Origin of the sequence: Kluyvera sp. STS39-E, assembly GCF_040932435.1 — a bacterium.
GTDB lineage: Bacteria > Pseudomonadota > Gammaproteobacteria > Enterobacterales > Enterobacteriaceae > Kluyvera.
In genome coordinates this window covers 42,101-60,685 of the sequence record NZ_JBFQGA010000001.1, presented here as the reverse complement: position 1 = coordinate 60,685, position 18,585 = coordinate 42,101, and the positions used below count along the sequence as shown (strand labels likewise).

Annotated in this window: 14 protein-coding genes; 2 read left to right on the top strand and 12 right to left on the bottom strand. The window is 54.8% G+C overall.

The window, feature by feature from the left end; all coding sequences use genetic code 11:
* Window positions 1-189 precede the first annotated feature (189 nt).
* Window positions 190-2,529 (bottom strand): aerobic respiration two-component sensor histidine kinase ArcB, encoded by a 2,340-nt coding sequence (gene arcB / locus AB4K05_RS00260; RefSeq protein WP_368478074.1) that lies wholly within the window; start codon window positions 2,527-2,529, stop codon window positions 190-192.
* Window positions 2,530-2,724: 195 nt separating this feature from the next.
* Complete coding sequence (locus AB4K05_RS00255; RefSeq protein WP_368478073.1) at window positions 2,725-3,660, bottom strand: TIGR01212 family radical SAM protein; 936 nt, start codon at window positions 3,658-3,660, stop codon at window positions 2,725-2,727.
* 682 nt (window positions 3,661-4,342) lie between these two features.
* Between AB4K05_RS00255 and gltB the strand changes: the two genes are divergently transcribed.
* Both gltB and gltD read left to right on the top strand, forming a co-directional pair.
* Window positions 4,343-8,803 (top strand): glutamate synthase large subunit, encoded by a 4,461-nt coding sequence (gene gltB / locus AB4K05_RS00250; protein WP_368478072.1) that lies wholly within the window; start codon window positions 4,343-4,345, stop codon window positions 8,801-8,803.
* 9 nt (window positions 8,804-8,812) lie between these two features.
* Entirely contained in the window at window positions 8,813-10,231 is a 1,419-nt protein-coding gene (gene gltD, locus AB4K05_RS00245) for a glutamate synthase subunit GltD (protein WP_368478071.1), read from the top strand.
* A 229-nt stretch (window positions 10,232-10,460) separates the two neighbouring features.
* On the opposite strand, the gene nanQ is transcribed toward gltD, so the two are convergent.
* From nanQ to rplM, 10 genes are all read right to left on the bottom strand, one after another.
* Window positions 10,461-10,928: an N-acetylneuraminate anomerase gene (nanQ, locus tag AB4K05_RS00240; protein ID WP_368478623.1), complete on the bottom strand. Its 468-nt coding sequence runs from the start codon at window positions 10,926-10,928 to the stop codon at window positions 10,461-10,463.
* Complete coding sequence (locus AB4K05_RS00235; protein WP_368478070.1) at window positions 10,928-11,800, bottom strand: N-acetylmannosamine kinase; 873 nt, start codon at window positions 11,798-11,800, stop codon at window positions 10,928-10,930. The genes nanQ and AB4K05_RS00235 overlap by 1 nt, the downstream gene beginning before the upstream one ends.
* A complete protein-coding gene (locus tag AB4K05_RS00230) occupies window positions 11,797-12,486 on the bottom strand; it encodes an N-acetylmannosamine-6-phosphate 2-epimerase (RefSeq protein WP_368478069.1) in 690 nt (229 codons plus the stop codon). Before AB4K05_RS00230 ends, AB4K05_RS00235 begins: the two co-directional genes overlap by 4 nt.
* A 44-nt stretch (window positions 12,487-12,530) precedes the next feature.
* Window positions 12,531-14,021 carry an MFS transporter gene (locus AB4K05_RS00225; RefSeq protein WP_368478068.1) on the bottom strand — a complete coding sequence of 497 codons (1,491 nt, stop codon included), beginning with the start codon at window positions 14,019-14,021 and terminating at the stop codon, window positions 12,531-12,533.
* A gap of 139 nt (window positions 14,022-14,160) precedes the next feature.
* Window positions 14,161-15,054, bottom strand: coding sequence for an N-acetylneuraminate lyase (nanA, locus tag AB4K05_RS00220; protein ID WP_368478067.1), 894 nt, complete (start codon window positions 15,052-15,054; stop codon window positions 14,161-14,163).
* Window positions 15,055-15,188: 134 nt separating this feature from the next.
* On the bottom strand, window positions 15,189-15,962 hold the full coding sequence (gene nanR, locus AB4K05_RS00215; protein ID WP_368478066.1) for a transcriptional regulator NanR: 774 nt from the start codon (window positions 15,960-15,962) through the stop codon (window positions 15,189-15,191).
* Between the two features lie 137 nt (window positions 15,963-16,099).
* Entirely contained in the window at window positions 16,100-16,597 is a 498-nt protein-coding gene (gene sspB, locus AB4K05_RS00210; RefSeq protein WP_368478065.1) for a ClpXP protease specificity-enhancing factor, read from the bottom strand.
* 4 nt (window positions 16,598-16,601) lie between these two features.
* Window positions 16,602-17,240, bottom strand: coding sequence for a stringent starvation protein SspA (gene sspA / locus AB4K05_RS00205; protein ID WP_052283620.1), 639 nt, complete (start codon window positions 17,238-17,240; stop codon window positions 16,602-16,604).
* Between the two features lie 296 nt (window positions 17,241-17,536).
* Window positions 17,537-17,929, bottom strand: a complete 393-nt coding sequence (gene rpsI, locus AB4K05_RS00200) for a 30S ribosomal protein S9 (protein ID WP_000829815.1) — start codon at window positions 17,927-17,929, stop codon at window positions 17,537-17,539.
* 15 nt (window positions 17,930-17,944) lie between these two features.
* Complete coding sequence (rplM, locus tag AB4K05_RS00195) at window positions 17,945-18,373, bottom strand: 50S ribosomal protein L13 (protein WP_052284015.1); 429 nt, start codon at window positions 18,371-18,373, stop codon at window positions 17,945-17,947.
* Window positions 18,374-18,585: the final 212 nt, after the last annotated feature.

Here is an 18,585-nt window from a genome sequence, read left to right as displayed (position 1 = left end):
TGATTTAGACGCTATGGTTCACACATTTTACTGATTCACGTAACAAACATATTAAGATTTGCTATCTTATTGAGCGTGCAATCGTATTTTCAGGTTGTGTCAAAAAAATCAAAATCATATCAAGTATCTGACGCAACCACCGGTTCCCTGGTGTTGGCGCAGTATTCGCGCACCCCGGTCAAGCCGGGGTCATTTTTTTCCGGCGGCCGCAACCCACGCTTTGAGCACCGCAACATCGTGCTGCCACTCAGATTTCATCTCTTCAACCCATTCACCAACGTTATCTGACCATGCCGGTAAATCTGGCGACTGGATCTGCTGTCCAAGTTGCTGCAGATGACGTAAACCAATGGAACCCGCGGCGCCTTTGATTTTATGACCCTCTTCTACAATGCCTTTCTTATCGCGGGCGGTCAGGTTCGATTCCAGCACCGCAAGGTAGCCTGGCATCATTTTCTCAAACACTGCCAGGCCATCGGTAATCAGCTTCGGCCCAACCAGTTCGATGTACTGTTCCAGCATTGCAATATCCAGCAGTTGCTGCGATTTACCACTCTCAACAGGGGTCACGGCACTCTCCTTTTCGTCTTCAACGGTATCCCAGAATTTCTTGATCATCGCCGTCAGGGCCGGTACCGAGAGCGGTTTGCTCAGCACGTCGTCCATCCCTGCGTCCATATATTCTTTTTTATCTTTCAGAACGTTAGCTGTCAGCGCAACCAGCGGCGGCAGATCGTCGGCGTGATACTTACTCGTCAACTCGCGGGAGATATCCAGACCGGTCATATCCGGCAGTTGTATATCCAGCAGCACGAGGTCATATTCACCCGGCGTGAATTTCTCCAGCGCCTCCTTGCCGGTCATGGCGACGTCGACGCTATTGCCCAGCTTTTCAAGCACCGAGCGGGCGACAATCACGTTCAGCTCGATATCCTCAACCAACAGCACGTGCAGCGCTGGCAGCGGCATCTCATCGTCTTCAAAGGCATCTTCCACTTCTTCCGCCACAGCAGGAGCATGTACGGTCAGAGTAAAGGTTGAGCCGTGACCAGGCTGGCTTGCGACTTCAATATCCCCGCCCATGCTTTTCGCCAAACGCTTCGACACCGCCAGACCAATGCCGGTCCCGGTCGCCGGTTTACCGCCCTGGCTGTCTTTGACTTGGTAATACATGGCAAAGATTTTGTCCTGCTCTTCCTGCGGGATACCGATGCCGGAATCCTCAACCTCGAAGTGCAGCATATCGCCGGCATCGTAGCGCACACGTACCACCACGTTGCCCTGCTGGGTGAATTTCACCGCGTTGCTGATCAAATTCCACAGGATCTGGCGCAGTCGAGTGCCGTCGGTAATCACTTTATGCGGCAGCGGCAGCGTCGGCTCCATCACGAAACGCAGCCCTTTCTGCTGCGCCTGTAGGCCGGAGAGGTTTTCAAGATCGGCAAGGAAGCCGGTAAAGTCGACAGGCTGGTTATCCAGTTGCACTTTACGACGTTCCATTTTGTCCATATCAATAATATCGTTGAAGATATTACCTAGCGTCACCGCCGATACATGGATGGTTTTCAGGTATTTTTCCTGCTCGGCGGTCAAATGGGTGTCTAGCAGAATGCGGCTCAGGCCCACGATGCCGTTCAGCGGGGTACGTAGCTCATGGCTGATGGTGGAGATAAAGGTGGTTTTATCGCGGCTGGCGCGTTCCAGCGCATCCTGATAACGCTTACGCTCGGTGATGTCGCGGCCAAAGCCCATCAGACCATGGCGCTTACCCACACGGTCATAGTACGGCACTTTGCGGATCTCAAAGCAGGCTTTGCGTCCGTCCGGATAATCAAGCCACTGCTCGTAGGTCAGCGAAACATTGTGACGGAAGACTTTCTCATCCGTTTCAATGACTTTCGCCGCGGCTTCAGGGCTATACACCTCTTCAGGATGCAGGTGGATCAGTTGCTTCTCGCTTTTGCCGGTCAGCAATTCCATGGCGCGGTTGCAGCCAGAAAACTCTTTATCTTCATTGCGATAGAACACCAGATCGGGCGAAGCATCGAGGAAAGACCGCAGGAAGGAGGACTGCTGCTCAAGAAGGATCTGCGTCTCTTCACGCTCCTGCATCTCGACTTTTAGCTGTTCCAGCGTAGCCAAGCGTTCGGCCTCGGCTTTTTCACGGTCGCTTATCTCCTGATTCAGCTGCGAAATATTGTCCTTGAGCTGCACATTTAGCTTCAGGTCGCGCTCGCGCATCTCTTCGAGTTTTTCCACCAAACGAGACAGTCGTTGCCGCGACTCCTCGAGCTGTTCTACCACCACGGAAAGGAAGTAGACCGCCCACGGCGTGATGAGAAGGCCAAAGAAGATGGAGCGGATAACGTCAATGCTTTCCACCTGACCATGCAGCACCATGGTCACCGCCATTTGTACCACGATGGCTAGCACCACCAGCGCCAGCGCCAGCAGCAGGGAGAAACGTACCAGACCCAGCTTCATCATCAGGTCGACGTAATACTGCGCCAGCATACGGATTTGCTTCATGAGGAGTTCCTTAACAACGACATGGCTCAATAATACCCAATTCTGGGCGCGGCGCGGTAGGTTGTACGAAAAATGCGGGGAATATCTGTGAAGTAGGGTGTTGACCGGAGGATGAACCGTAGGCCGGATAAGGCAAAGCCGCCATCCGGCAATGTGCATCGGGCCGCCTGATGGCGCTGCGCTTATCAGGCCGACTTAGGCCAGCAGCGGTGGCTGCACCCATGGCGTGCCCAGAGCCGATCCCTGTACACCGTATTGATTGAGGTATTTATCCAACTCGACCATTCCGGTCCAACGATTTTCACACCACAGCGGGGCTAAAAGCGTTGGGCGGCGGGCGCTGGCAGAGATGCGGTGGTAAATCACCTCCGGCGGCGTGTGGCGGATCATCTCACCGGCGGTGAGCGTATAATCCTCAAGCTCAATACCGCTAAGACGGCCTGCTTCCCAAGATTTCGCCATAATGCTCCCGGTCACGATATGCAGCGGGTGCAGTTTAATCCCATCAACACCGGTCTCAACCACCTGTTTAAGCGTCTCCAGACACTCTCCCTGCCCTTCGCCCGGCAAACCGACAATAAGGTGGCTGCACACCTTCAGACCGCGCTCACGCGCCAGGCGCGTCGTTTGCTGATAGCAGGCAAAATCATGCCCACGGTTAATCCGATGCAGCGTTTTATCGTGCGCAGTTTGTAAGCCGAGTTCCAGCCACACTTCATAGCCCTGCTCGTGATATTCGCTCAGCAGGTCGAGCACCGCCTCCGGGACGCAGTCCGGCCGCGTGCCCACGCACAGCCCAACGATATTGGCTTGGCTTACCGCCTGTTGATACATTGAGCGCAGAACTTGGACTTCAGCAAAGGTGCTGGTATAGGCCTGGAAATAGGCCAGATAGCGTTTGGCGCGGTTTACCAACTGCGCCTGATGCGCCAGTTGATCGGCAATCGACTTGTGCTGCTGGGCTTCATCCGCGAACGAGGCCACGTTGCAGAACGTACAGCCACCTCGGCCAATGGTGCCATCGCGATTTGGACAGCTAAATCCACCATGCAGCGTCAGTTTATGAACCTTTTCGCCATATCGACGCGTAAGATCACCACCAAACATATTGACTAATTTTTGTAACTGCATAATCTGATAGACCGGCCTTAAGAAAGGGGCCAAGCCTGCCACTTTTAGTCTCGATCGGCGATGACCTGGATCAATCGCCATGAAGACCCTTTAGCTCATTGCATAACAACTCACATTAACTGCAATTTCATTCATAAGTCATGGGATTATTTTTGCTTATATCTACCGCCTAATTTGCAATAATCCATGTGTCGTTGAAAAACAGAGCGATCCTATACCCCCACACTCAATGCCAGCATTAAATTCTGAGTTGTTAGAAAAAAACAGCGCATAACGATTCTCACAGTGCTTTCATATAGTGAGACAGATCACACTCACTCTTCCCCTTCATTCGGGTTAACGCGCGGCAAAAATGTCACATTTTCTTTATCATTCATATTGTTAACCTTCCTATAGCACACTTTTGTATAAATAAGATTGCCATTTGACCTATGTATCGATTCCCGATAACTTGGAAATCCGCTGGAAGCTTTCTGGATGAGCAGTCTGCTCATCATATTTATGCAGTAATTGAGATTCCCTCTTAAGCAAGTCCTCAAACTTGTGTGAACTACGCGAAAAGGATAAAAGAGGGCGAATGCGAGGTAGGCAAAGAATGCCAACCCCGTCGCCATGCTCTTGCTGTGCCTTGCGCGCAATCGATTAAGGGGGCGTCCCGTAGAGCCTGGGGAGGTTCACTGATATGTTGTACGATAAATCCCTTGAGAGGGATAACTGTGGTTTCGGCCTGATCGCCCACATAGAAGGCGAACCTAGCCACAAGGTAGTGCGTACCGCTATACACGCACTGGCCCGCATGCAGCACCGTGGGGCAATCCTCGCCGATGGTAAAACTGGCGATGGTTGTGGTCTGCTGCTTCAAAAACCGGATCGTTTCTTTCGTATCGTCGCCGAAGAGCACGGCTGGCGCTTAGCTAAAAACTACGCCGTCGGGATGCTGTTCCTGAATAAGGATCCTGAACTGGCTGCTGCCGCTCGTCATATTGTAGAAGAAGAGCTGCAGCGTGAAACCCTGTCGATTGTTGGCTGGCGCGATGTGCCGACCAACGAAGGCGTATTGGGTGAAATTGCCCTCTCCTCTCTGCCGCGCATTGAGCAAATTTTTGTTAATGCCCCTGCGGGCTGGCGTCCGCGCGATATGGAACGCCGTCTGTTTATCGCCCGCCGTCGTATCGAAAAACGCCTCGTGCAGGATAAAGACTTCTACGTTTGTAGCCTGTCTAATCTGGTCAATATCTATAAAGGTCTGTGTATGCCGGCGGATTTGCCGCGCTTCTACCTGGACCTCGCGGACCTGCGTCTGGAATCAGCCATTTGCCTGTTCCACCAGCGCTTTTCCACTAACACCGTGCCGCGTTGGCCGCTGGCACAGCCGTTCCGCTATCTGGCGCACAACGGCGAGATCAACACCATCACCGGTAACCGTCAGTGGGCGCGCGCACGTACCTATAAATTCCAAACGCCGCTGATCCCCGATCTGCATGATGCCGCACCGTTCGTCAACGAAACCGGTTCCGACTCAAGCTCAATGGATAACATGCTGGAGCTGCTGCTGGCGGGCGGGATGGACATCATCCGCGCCATGCGCCTACTGGTTCCACCGGCTTGGCAGAACAACCCGGATATGGACCCGGATCTGCGTTCGTTCTTCGACTTTAACTCCATGCACATGGAGCCGTGGGACGGCCCGGCGGGCATCGTTATGTCCGACGGTCGCTACGCCGCCTGTAACCTCGACCGTAACGGTCTGCGCCCGGCACGCTACGTTATCACCAAAGACAAGCTCATCACCTGCGCCTCTGAAGTGGGCATCTGGGATTACCAGCCTGATGAAGTGGTCGAAAAAGGCCGCGTAGGACCGGGTGAACTGATGGTTATCGACACCCGCGCGGGTCGTATTCTGCACTCGGCGGAAACTGACCACGACCTGAAAATTCGCCATCCGTACAAAGAGTGGATGGAGAAAAACGTTCGTCGCTTGGTGCCATTTGAAGACCTGGCCGACGATCGCGTTGGCAGCCGCGAGCTAGACGACGACACCCTCGCCAGCTACCAGAAACAGTTTAACTACAGCGCCGAAGAGTTGGATTCCGTTATTCGCGTACTCGGTGAAAACGGCCAGGAAGCGGTCGGCTCAATGGGTGATGATACCCCGTTCGCCGTGCTTTCCAGCCAGCCACGCGTCATTTATGACTACTTCCGTCAGCAGTTTGCGCAGGTTACCAACCCGCCAATCGATCCGCTGCGTGAAGCACACGTGATGTCGCTCGCCACCAGCATTGGCCGTGAAATGAACGTCTTCTGCGAAGCGGAAGGCCAGGCTCACCGCCTGAGCTTCAAATCGCCGATTCTGCTGTACTCTGACTTCAATCAGCTCACCACGATGAAAGAAGAGCACTACCGCGCGGATACGCTGGATATCACCTTCGATGTAACGGAAACCAACCTCGAAGAGACGGTGAAAGCGCTGTGCGACAAAGCGGAACAGATGGTACGTAACGGTACCGTGCTGCTGGTGTTGTCCGACCGTAATATTGCCAAAAATCGTCTGCCGGTTCCGGCGCCGATGGCAGTGGGCGCAGTCCAGGCACGCCTCGTGGATAAGAGCCTGCGCTGCGACGCCAACATCATCGTTGAAACGGCAAGCGCCCGTGACCCGCACCACTTCGCGGTACTGTTGGGCTTCGGCGCGACGGCAATCTATCCGTACCTCGCCTACGAAACCCTGGGTCGTCTGATTGACACCCACGCTATCGAAAAAGACTACCGTACAGTGATGCTGAACTACCGTAATGGCATCAACAAAGGCCTGTACAAGATCATGTCCAAAATGGGCATCTCGACTATTGCGTCCTATCGCTGCTCCAAGCTGTTTGAAGCGGTCGGCCTGCACGACGATGTGGTTGAGAACTGCTTCCAGGGCGTGGTTAGCCGTATCGGCGGCGCCTCGTTCGACGACTTCCAGCAGGATCTGCTGAATCTGTCGAAGCGCGCTTGGCTTGCACGTAAACCACTGGATCAGGGCGGTCAGTTAAAATACGTCCACGGCGGCGAATACCATGCCTACAACCCGGACGTGGTGCGCACCCTGCAACAAGCAGTGCAAAGCGGCGAGTACAGCGATTATCAGGAATACGCCAAACTGGTCAACGAACGCCCGGCGGCAACGCTGCGCGATCTGCTGGCCATTACCCCAAACGGCGATACCGTTGATTTAGCCGATGTCGAGCCTGCAACTGCCCTGTTCAAACGTTTTGATACGGCAGCAATGTCGATCGGCGCACTGAGCCCAGAGGCGCACGAAGCGCTGGCGGAAGCGATGAACAGCATCGGCGGCAACTCGAACTCCGGTGAAGGCGGTGAAGACCCTGCGCGCTACGGCACCAATAAAGTGTCGCGCATCAAGCAGGTGGCTTCCGGTCGCTTTGGCGTCACCCCGGCGTATCTGGTCAACGCCGACGTGATTCAGATTAAAGTCGCTCAGGGCGCGAAGCCTGGCGAAGGCGGTCAGTTGCCGGGTGATAAAGTCACTCCGTACATCGCTAAACTGCGCTATTCAGTGCCTGGCGTGACGCTTATCTCCCCACCGCCGCACCACGATATCTACTCTATCGAGGACTTAGCGCAGCTGATTTTCGACTTAAAACAGGTCAACCCGAAAGCGATGATCTCCGTGAAGCTGGTTTCCGAACCGGGCGTCGGCACCATCGCAACAGGCGTAGCGAAAGCTTACGCTGACCTGATTACCATTGCAGGCTACGACGGCGGCACCGGCGCAAGCCCACTGTCGTCCGTGAAATACGCGGGCTGCCCGTGGGAACTGGGTCTGGTGGAAACCCAGCAGGCGCTGGTGGCAAACGGTCTGCGCCACAAGATCCGTCTGCAGATTGATGGTGGTCTGAAGACCGGCGTCGATATCATTAAAGCCGCCATCCTCGGCGCGGAAAGCTTCGGCTTCGGCACCGGCCCAATGGTTGCGCTGGGCTGTAAATACCTGCGTATTTGTCACCTGAACAACTGCGCAACAGGCGTAGCAACCCAGGACGAAAAGCTGCGTAAGAACCACTATCACGGCCTGCCGTTCAAAGTGACTAACTACTTTGAATTTATCGCCCGCGAAACCCGCGAGTTGATGGCAAGCTTGGGAGTGACTCGCCTGGTGGATCTGATTGGCCGTACCGACCTGCTCAAAGAGCTGGAAGGCTTCACCGCCAAGCAGCAGAAGCTGGAGCTGTCTCGTCTGCTGGAAACCGCTGAGCCGCATCCTGGCAAAGCGCTGTTCTGCACCGAGAACAACCCACCGTTCGATAACGGCGTATTGAACGCGCAGCTGTTGCAGCAGGCTAAACCGTTTGTCGATGATCGACAGAGCAAAACCTTCTGGTTCGATATCCGCAACACCGACCGCTCCGTAGGCGCGTCGCTGTCTGGCTATATTGCACAGACACACGGCGACCAAGGGCTGGCATCAGACCCGATCAAAGCGCACTTCAGCGGCACCGCAGGCCAGAGTTTTGGCGTGTGGAACGCCGGCGGTGTTGAGCTGTATCTGACCGGCGATGCCAACGACTATGTCGGCAAAGGCATGGCAGGCGGTCTGCTGGCGATTCGTCCTCCGGTCGGTTCGTTCTTCCGCAGCCATGAAGCCAGCATTATCGGCAACACCTGTCTGTACGGTGCAACCGGCGGTCGTCTGTATGCCGCAGGTCGCGCGGGCGAACGTTTTGGGGTGCGTAACTCCGGGGCGATCACCGTGGTAGAAGGCATTGGCGACAACGGTTGTGAATACATGACCGGCGGGATCGTCTGCGTGCTGGGCAAAACAGGCGTCAACTTCGGTGCCGGTATGACGGGCGGTTTCGCCTACGTACTGGATGAAGACGGTGATTTCCGCAAACGCGTGAACCCAGAACTGGTAGAAGTGCTGGGTGTTGATACGCTGGCGATTCACGAAGAACATCTGCGCGGGCTGATTACCGAGCACGTCCAGTTGACCGGTTCTTCGCGCGGCGAAGAAATTCTGGCGAACTGGCCAGCGTTCTCGGCGAAATTCGCGCTGGTTAAACCGAAGTCCAGTGATGTGAAAGCACTGTTGGGTCACCGTAGTCGTAGCGCAGCAGAGCTGCGTGTGCAGGCGCAGTAAGGGGTCATCATGAGTCAGAACGTTTATCAATTTATCGACCTCCAGCGCGTTGATCCACCGAAGAAACCGCTGAAGATCCGCAAGATCGAGTTTATCGAGATTTACGAGCCGTTTTCCGAAGGCCAGGCTAAAGCACAGGCAGACCGCTGCCTGTCCTGCGGCAACCCGTACTGCGAGTGGAAATGCCCGGTGCATAACTACATCCCGAACTGGCTGAAGCTGGCTAACGAAGGGCGTATTTTTGAAGCCGCCGAACTGTCACACCAGACCAACACCCTGCCGGAAGTGTGCGGGCGCGTATGCCCACAGGACCGCCTGTGTGAAGGTTCCTGTACCCTGAACGATGAGTTCGGTGCAGTCACCATCGGCAACATCGAACGCTATATCAACGACAAAGCGTTCGAGATGGGCTGGCGCCCTGACCTGACCGGCGTTAAGCAAACCGGTAAGAAAGTCGCCATCATCGGTGCGGGCCCTGCGGGTCTGGCATGCGCTGATGTGCTGACTCGCAATGGCGTAAAAGCGGTGGTCTTTGACCGTCATCCGGAAATCGGCGGTCTGCTGACCTTCGGTATCCCGGCCTTCAAGCTGGAAAAAGAAGTCATGACCCGTCGTCGTGAAATCTTCACCGGCATGGGCATCGAGTTCAAACTCAACGTTGAAGTCGGTCGCGATGTGCAGTTAGACGATTTGCTGAAAGACTACGATGCCGTGTTCCTCGGCGTCGGCACCTATCAGTCGATGCGCGGCGGACTGGAAAACGAAGATGCCTCTGGCGTATTCGATGCCCTGCCGTTCCTGATTGCTAACACTAAGCAACTCATGGGCTTTGGCGAAACCACTGACGAGCCGTATGTCAGCATGGAAGGAAAACGTGTCGTGGTGCTGGGCGGTGGTGATACCGCGATGGACTGCGTACGCACCTCCATCCGTCAAAATGCGGCTCACGTCATCTGCGCCTATCGTCGCGATGAAGAGAACATGCCGGGTTCCCGCCGTGAAGTGAAAAACGCGCGTGAAGAAGGCGTCGAGTTCCAGTTCAACGTCCAGCCGCTGGGCGTGGAAGTGAATGCCAACGGTAAAGTGTGCGGCGTGAAAATGGCGCGCACCGAAATGGGCAAACCGGATGAGAAAGGCCGCCGTCGCGCGGAAATCGTCGCCGGTTCCGAACACGTCGTTCCTGCCGATGCGGTGGTCATGGCGTTTGGCTTCCGTCCACACGGTATGGAATGGCTGGCGAAGCACAGCGTCGAGCTGGATTCTCAAGGCCGTATCATCGCACCGGAAGGCAACGAAAATGCGTTCCAGACCAGCAACCCGAAAATCTTCGCCGGTGGTGACATCGTGCGTGGTTCAGACCTAGTTGTCACGGCGATTGCCGAAGGTCGTAAGGCCGCTGACGGGATCATGAACTGGCTGGAAGTGTAAAAGACCGTTCCGGCTCCCCGAAATAAGCCAATGCTTATGGCTGGGGAGCCGATATTTCTCTTCTCAATACTTCGTTTTTCTCTCTTTGAAAGCCGCCCGTAAATCCCGCTGAAACGGGATGTAATCCAACCATAATAGAGAATTAACGCGGTAGGCCGGATAAGCGAAGCGCCATCCGGCACCGATTGCCGGATGTCGGCGGTAACGCCTTCTTCCCCAGCGTCGTCGTTTAGCCCTCTAGCTGGCTGGCACGCACTTTCACCACCACTTTTTTAATGTCCTGCGTGTCATCGACAATACACCCCGGCTTATGGGGTTCTCCTGGCATAAACACGGCGAACATGCCCGCCGTCAGCGTCACGCTTTGTTCATTAATCATTTCGCGACAAAGCTGGTAGTCATCTTCAACATGCCATTCTTCGCACTGCCGAGCGCTATCCTTGACGCCAAATGCAATCCGTTCCATACCGGTTAGCAGCAGTTGGATGTCGATATACCGTTGATGCAGTTCGGCTTTCTTGCTCTCTGCAGGCTGCGTAGAAAACGCCATGACATTCATGAAGATATCGTCACCACGCAGCTCATAACGCCCTGCCGTTTTCTCCTGTGGGTGAGCACTTAACGCCAGCGTGAGCGCTTCGACCAAAACCGGATGTAACCCCGTAGCGCCCAAAGTCTGAATATCACCTACCACCATCATTTATCTCCCTGAGCCAACAATGCGGCCCCCAGTAATCCGGCATCGTGCCGGTAATGTGCCGGTTGCAATCTGACTTGATAGACCTGCGGTTCTTGCGCCAAATAGGTTTCGACGAGCGCCAAATACCCTTCCGCCAGCCCCACGCTGCCGCCAATGACTACACACTGGCAGTCGGTGGTCGCTTTGGTATCGGCAATCAGACGCGCCAGCGCACCTGCCGAACGGTGAATCAGACGTGCGGCCTGTTCATCGCCCTGCCCGGCGCGAATGAAAATCGCTTTGGCGTCGCATCCGGCCAGCTCGCCTTCCGCCGCGGCCGCGATTCCTCGCCCAGAGGCAATTACCTCGACGCAGCCACGACGACCACAGCCGCAGAAAGGTCCGTTTGGGTCAGCCAGCGTATGTCCAAGATGTCCGGCAAGCCCTCCGCTACCCCGCACCAGTTTGCCGTCATTCACCACACCCCCGCCCACACCGGTCGAAACGGTGATAAACACCATATCGCGATAGTCGCCGCGCAGGGCGTGATATTCCGCCCATGCCGCGGCCTGAGCATCATTCACCGCCAGCGTCGGCAAACCGGTAATTGCCTGTAACGTATCGACCAGAGGAAAATGTAACAATCCGCCCAAGTTATCGGGATTAATCGCCAGCAACACGCCGTCACGAATAATACCGGTAGAGGCTATCGCCACCCGCTGTGCACGGGAAGCGAGCGGTGCAACCAGCGTCTGCAGCGCCGTACGTAGGGCATCCGGCGTTCGGCTGGCGGGGGTCGCCAGTTCGCGTCGGTCATGTGCAATCAGGTCATCATCCACCAAGGTGGCGGCAAGTTTGGTGCCACCAATATCAATCGCTAGCGTCGTCATAGCACCGCCTGTTTTAACGCCGTGTTATACCACTGGCAGATGTGTTCTAGACGGGTGATCGCAGATCCCACCGTCACCGCCCAGGCGCCGTTTCGCATAGCTTCTGCCGCCTGTGCAGGCGTGTTGTATCGTCCTTCCGCAATGACCCGGCATCCGGCATCGCTTAAGGATTTGACTAACGCAAAGTCCGGTTCATCCGGCGTTTTGGCCGTAGTGTAACCAGAAAGCGTGGTGCCGATAATGTCTGCGCCCAACCGCTGGCAGGCCATGCCATCGTCCTGGGTTGAGCAGTCGGTCATCGCCAGTAAGCCGTGCCGATGAATGGCCGTGAGCAGCGATGCCACCGTAAATGGGCGAACACGGTCGGTGCCGTCGATGGCGATGATATTGGCACCGGCCTGCGCCAATGCATCAACGTCATCGGGGAAAGGGGTGATACGCACCGGTGAATCGTCCAGATCCCGCTTCAGGATGCCGATAATCGGGATAGAAACCATTTCTCGGGTCGCGCGTAAGTTCGCAACACCCTCAATGCGCAGCGCCACGGCTCCCGCTTGCTGTGCTGCCAGCGCCATCGCGGCCACAATTTCAGGTTTATCGAGCGGGCTATCGGGAACCGGTTGGCAGGAGACAATGAGGCCACCAGACTGTGAAATGCTTCTATCAAGTTGCTCAAGTAAGGACATCGTGACTTCCTCAAGGACTACCCGGCTTACGCCGGGTTCCGTGGTTAATTTTTACTTTTTACCCATCCGCTTTTGCCGCTACCAAATGGCACCGCGCCGCTGAACGGTTTACCATCGATGGCGTCGTGGGTGCGCAGAGCCTCTGGGCGGACCCACCGCTGGACGCGCGTCGGCATGTCGAGCCCAATCAGTAAGATCACGACAAAGGTCAGGCAGAAGGAGAGCGAGCCCAGTGCGGTGCCCAGATCCAGCCGTTGGGCAATCAGCGCTCCGAGGATCGGCGCCAGTGCACCACCGAGGGCGCCCACGTTGTAGGTAAAGCCAAGCCCCGCTGCCCGCTGGTCGGTATCAAAATAGCCGCCGATGAGCTTCGGTAAGATCCCCGAGATCCCCTGTCCCAACATCTGCTGGAAGAAGAGTAAGAAGCCCAGCACCCACATGTTTGTGCCGCCAATGGCAAATACCGGGATGATCAACAGTTGGGAGGCCAACAGGCTACAGACATAGGCTTTGCGGGTTCCAAGCCAGTCACCGAGGAAGCCGCCGACACAGCAGCCAACGGCAGCGCCGAAGCCGCTAAAGAACAACACGTTGGCGACGGTGTGCGGATCATAGGCCAGTTCGGTTTTCAGGTAGGTCGGCAGCAACGCTTGAATCGGCCAAGAGTAGAGGAATGCAAATAGCACCACCACCATCAGCATCACACCGGTGGGCCAGCGTTTTCCGCTGCTCTGTACCATGAAGCTAATGAAGATAATGGCGCATACCAGCCCAAGAAGCGCCACCAGCCCGGCGATGCGCACCTCACCGGCGAAGCAGTACCACAGCGAGGCTCCCGCCACGCAGGTCATGATAATGTTCATCACTCGATGTTGCCCACGGTAGAGAATATCGACCATGGTTCGCACCGGCGCTTTACCTTCGTGCTTTTGTTTCCAGTCTTCAGCTTCGGGAATGTTTTTACGTAGCCAGAGTGCGAAGACTATCGGCACGATGCCAATGAAAAAGAGCGCACGCCATCCCCAGACCGGTACCACAAGGCTATAGACCTGTGCGGCAATCACTGCACCGACGGAAAAACCTGAGATTAAAAAGCCGCTGGCTTTGTTACGCAGGTGTTTTGGCCAGCTTTCGATAACGTAGGTGGCGCTGGAGCCATATTCTCCTGCCATCCCCATGCCAATCACCAGACGCGCAATAAATAAGGAGGTGTAGCCCGGGGCAAAACCGCAGGCCAACGTGCCGGCTGAAAAGAGAATAATACTGGTGACCATTGCTAGGCGTCGGCCGTAGCGGTCTCCCATAGCACCGAGCATCAGGCCGCCAAACCAGCGGGAGATAAACGCGGCTGAAATCAGGCTCGCGGCCTGAACGGTGGTCAAGCCGAACTCACCCTGTACTTCCGTTAAGACCAGAGCGATTAAAACAAAATCGAAACCATCAAGCAGATAACCCAGCCAAGCGGCGGAAAAGGCGCGCCACTGCGCTCGGTTGAGACAGCGATACCACGGGATATTCTGGGCAGAAAGACTCATTGTATGCTCCCGACGATCTTTATTTTTGTTGTTATGCCGGATGGCGGCTTTGCCTTATCCGACCTAAGAATCCGGTGAATGGGTACACCGGACCCTGTTTATTGCCGGCCGGATAAGCATAGCGCCATCCGGCACGTGCTCAGCCGCGCTCTTGCATAAGCAGCTGCGCCAGCGCTTTGAGCTCTGGCAGATATTTTTCATCAACAGGCGCAAACGGCTTGCGACACAGCGGCACGGCTACCACATCCATATAGTGCAGAACGGTTTTCAGCCCGCGGAAGACACCCACTTTAATCAGCGTGTCGATAACCTTATTGCACTCGGCCTGTAACGCCTGGGCTTTCAGGATGTCACCGTCTTTCAGCGCTTTAACGATCCCCATGTAGCGCCAACCCATGATGTTATAAGTGCTCCCGATACCGCCGTCCGCACCGGCCAACAGGCCGGAAGCAAAGATCTCATCGTAGCCGTTGTACAGCACCAGATCCGGATGCTCGCGGCGGATCTGCTCCATCTGATAGAGATCGCCGGAGGTCTGTTTCAATGCGCCAACACCAGGCAAGGTCACCAGCGTATTGATCTGATCCAGCGTCAGTTTTACTCCACTTAGCGCCGGAATGTTGTAGACCACCATCGGTAATCCATCAGCGGAATCAATAACGGCACGATAGTGATCGCAGTGTTCGTCAAAACTGAACGGGTAATAAAACGGGGTGACCGCAGACACCGCATCAAAGCCATAACGCTTAGCCGCTTGCGCCAGTTGCTGACTCTCTGCGGTGCTGATACAGCCGACGTGGGCAATCAGCGTGATTTTGCCTTTCCCCTCTTCAGCAACAATTTCCAGCACCTCTTCACGCTCGGCGAGGCTCTGAGTAAACGCCTCCCCGGTTGAGCCTCCGACGTACAGTCCATCAATACCCTGAGCAATGTTGAAGCGAACTAAACGACGCAGGCTTGCTTGGTCAATCTTCTGCTGTGCATCGAAAGGGGTGAGAAGCGCGGGCATCACGCCACGTAAATTGCTAGCCATACATACCTCGTAGTGATGTTTAACTGAATTAGCTGTGTACCTTTATACCTGTTATACCAGATAGTTTTTGCCACGACGTAATACAGAAAGCTTATTGTGCGATCGACTTCACTAAACCGATCGCTATTCGAGGATCATTTTCGGGATTTTTTGGCTTTGCCTAAGGCGTGCCAAGTAGCAGAAACGCTATTTAGGTGAGTTTGTAGGGCGCGGTCCGCTTCATCCGGATCGCGGGCACGAATAGCGTCAACAATGGCAATATGCTGTTGATAGCTCACGTTATTGTGTTCATGAAGCGCCTGTTCCGCCACCTTAGGACGTGCCGCAATCAGCCAATCAAGCAGCGCGACGTGGATCGCCATGAAAATGGGATTGCCGGGAATTTCAGCCAGCACGCGGTGGAAGTCGACGTCCGAACGGATAAACTGCGCGTTGTCATCCAGAGACTGGCTATTGATCTCCAACGCTTTGCCTAGCAGCGCAATCTGTTCATCCGTGGCATGTTCGGCGGCATAGCGTACGAGGCTTGACTCGAAAAACAGCCGTAGCTGTTCGAAATGCGCGATGCCGCCAGGGTGCGAGAGGAAATCTTTCGCCATCCCGGAAAGCTCGCCAATAATGGTATCTGCTGAAGGACGCGAGACTCGCGCACGTTCGCCATTATTGATTTGCACCAGCCCCTTACGCTTGAGCGCGGCCAGCGCTTCACGCACCGATGGGCGACCAACGTTAAAGAACGCCATCAGTTCACGTTCGGATGGCAGTTGCCCTTCTTCCCCAAACTCGCGACGGCGGATCATCTGTTCCAACTCTTCTTCCACCATTTCAGACAGTTTTTTACGTGCCAAAGGGCGGCGACGCAGGCTGTTACCGATAGTGTCTTCTGAGTTGGTGTCAAATTCGCTCATAGGTGCTGTTTAACCTGGGTAGATGGGGAAAATTTACAACGTTTTCATCATATCACAAAATGAAAGGCTGAAATGAGAGCAAGGATGGAGGTGTGGGGGCGAAAAAAAACAGACCCATGAGGTCTGTTTTTCATCTTTTACTTCACGACACGGAGCGCCGGACGGCCACCGCGCGGCGGCGGCGGCGTATCATCCGGTGAATCGTCATCATCAGTATCCGGCTTATCGCCATCGATGATGGACATCACCGTTTCGCTTCCAGCGCTTTCCACGCTACCGTCGTTAAAGCTTTCAGCGTCTTCATCATAAGCCGCTTCAGCTTCAAACATCGTTCCAGCACCGTTCTCACGCGCATAAATCGCCAGCACAGCAGCTAACGGCACAGAAACCTGACGCGGCACGCCGCCAAAACGCGCATTGAAGCGCACTTCATCGTTGGACAGTTCGAGGTTGCCCACGGCGCGCGGCGCAATGTTCAACACAATCTGACCATCACGCGCATACTCCATCGGCACGTTTATTCCCGGCTGCATAACATCAACAACCAGGTGTGGCGTCAGTTGGTTGTCCAGCAGCCACTCATAAAACGCGCGAAGCAGATACGGGCGACGCGGAGAAAGCTGTGAAACGTCCATTCAATTAACCCCGGCCAATGCGCATTTCGCGCTCGGCTTCCGTTAAGGACGCAAGGAAAGAGTCACGCTCAAAGACGCGCGTCATGTAGCCTTTCAGCTCTTTCGCGCCAGCGCCGACCAGCTCAATGCCCATGACCGGCAAACGCCACAGCAGCGGCGCCAGATAGCAGTCAACGATGCTGAACTCGTCGCTCAGGAAGAACGGCTTTTGAGTGAAGACCGGCGCAATGGCCAGCAGCTCTTCACGCAGCTGTTTACGTGCGGCATCGGCCTGAGCGGCAGAACCGTTCATCACGGTGTGCATCAGCGAATACCAGTCTTTCTCGATACGGTGCATGTACAGGCGGCTTTCACCACGCGCAACCGGGTAAACCGGCATCAGCGGTGGATGAGGGAAACGCTCATCGAGATATTCCATAATGATGCGAGATTCCCAAAGGGTCAGCTCGCGGTCTACCAGTGTCGGAACGCTTTGATTCGGGTTGAGGTCAATCAGATCCTGTGGTGGATTGTCCTTTTCCACGTGCTCTATCTCAAAACTCACACCTTTCTCAGCCAGCACGATGCGGACCTGATGGCTATAGATGTCAGTAGGACCAGAAAACAGCGTCATTACCGAACGTTTGTTGGCAGCGACAGCCATGAAAACCTCCAGGTATAATCAGAATTTGTACTGCTACCAGCCACAACGGCGGCTAGCCAGATGGTAAGCCTCATCTGCACGTTAGACGACATTCCCGTTCATAAACTCAACAAAAAATGAACAATCGCGCGCATTTGGGCAGAAAATTGGATGATAGTCTACCAGATTTTGAACGACTTGTGGTGAGACGATTCGGGAAAAGCGGAAAAAGAGCCTGTTCACAGCGTTTACGGGCATAAAAAAACCCGCCGAGGCGGGTTTTTTCGAAAATTGTCCTCTGCCGAAGCAGAAACCAATTAACGTTTGGAGAACTGAGGACGACGACGTGCTTTACGCAGGCCGACTTTCTTACGTTCAACCTGACGAGCATCACGAGTAACGAAGCCTGCTTTACGCAGTTCGCCACGCAGGGACTCGTCGTACTCCATCAGAGCGCGGGTGATACCGTGACGGATCGCACCAGCCTGACCAGAGATACCACCACCTTTAACGGTGATGTACAGATCCAGTTTCTCAACCATGTCGACCAGTTCCAGCGGCTGACGAACTACCATGCGGGCAGTTTCACGACCGAAGTACTGTTCCAGAGAACGTTGGTTGATAACGATTTTGCCGTTGCCCGGTTTGATGAAAACGCGAGCTGCGGAACTTTTGCGGCGACCAGTGCCGTAGTATTGATTTTCAGCCATTGCCTATAATCCCGATTAGATGTCAAGAACTTGCGGTTGCTGTGCCGCGTGGTTGTGCTCATTGCCCGCGTAAACTTTCAGTTTACGGTACATTGCACGACCCAGCGGGCCTTTTGGCAGCATGCCTTTAACCGCGATTTCAATCACACGCTCAGGATGGCGAGCAATCATCTCTTCAAAGGTCGCTTCTTTAAGACCACCGACGTAGCCAGTGTGACGATAGTACACTTTGTCAGTACGCTTGTTGCCGGTTACAGCAACTTTATCAGCGTTCAGAACGATGATGTAATCACCAGTATCTACGTGCGGAGTGTATTCCGCTTTGTGCTTACCGCGCAGGCGCAGAGCCAGTTCGGAAGCCAGACGACCCAGAGTTTTACCGGTCGCGTCAACAACATACCAGTCGCGTTTTACGGTTTCTGGTTTAGCTGTAAAAGTTTTCATTAAAAGCTTACCCAAATAAATTAGTTACACGTTGGTGAACACCCAAACGTTTAGACAGTTGAGGCTCACACGACATTGTCCAGCAAACCTACCCCTTCGAATAGCCTATGCCGGCACTTAGAAAGTTTTGGGAAAAAACTCTCTCGTAACGTGGGGTCGCAAGAGTATAGAGAAGTCGGGGTCAAAGATCGACCCCTTTATGTGATTTGCCG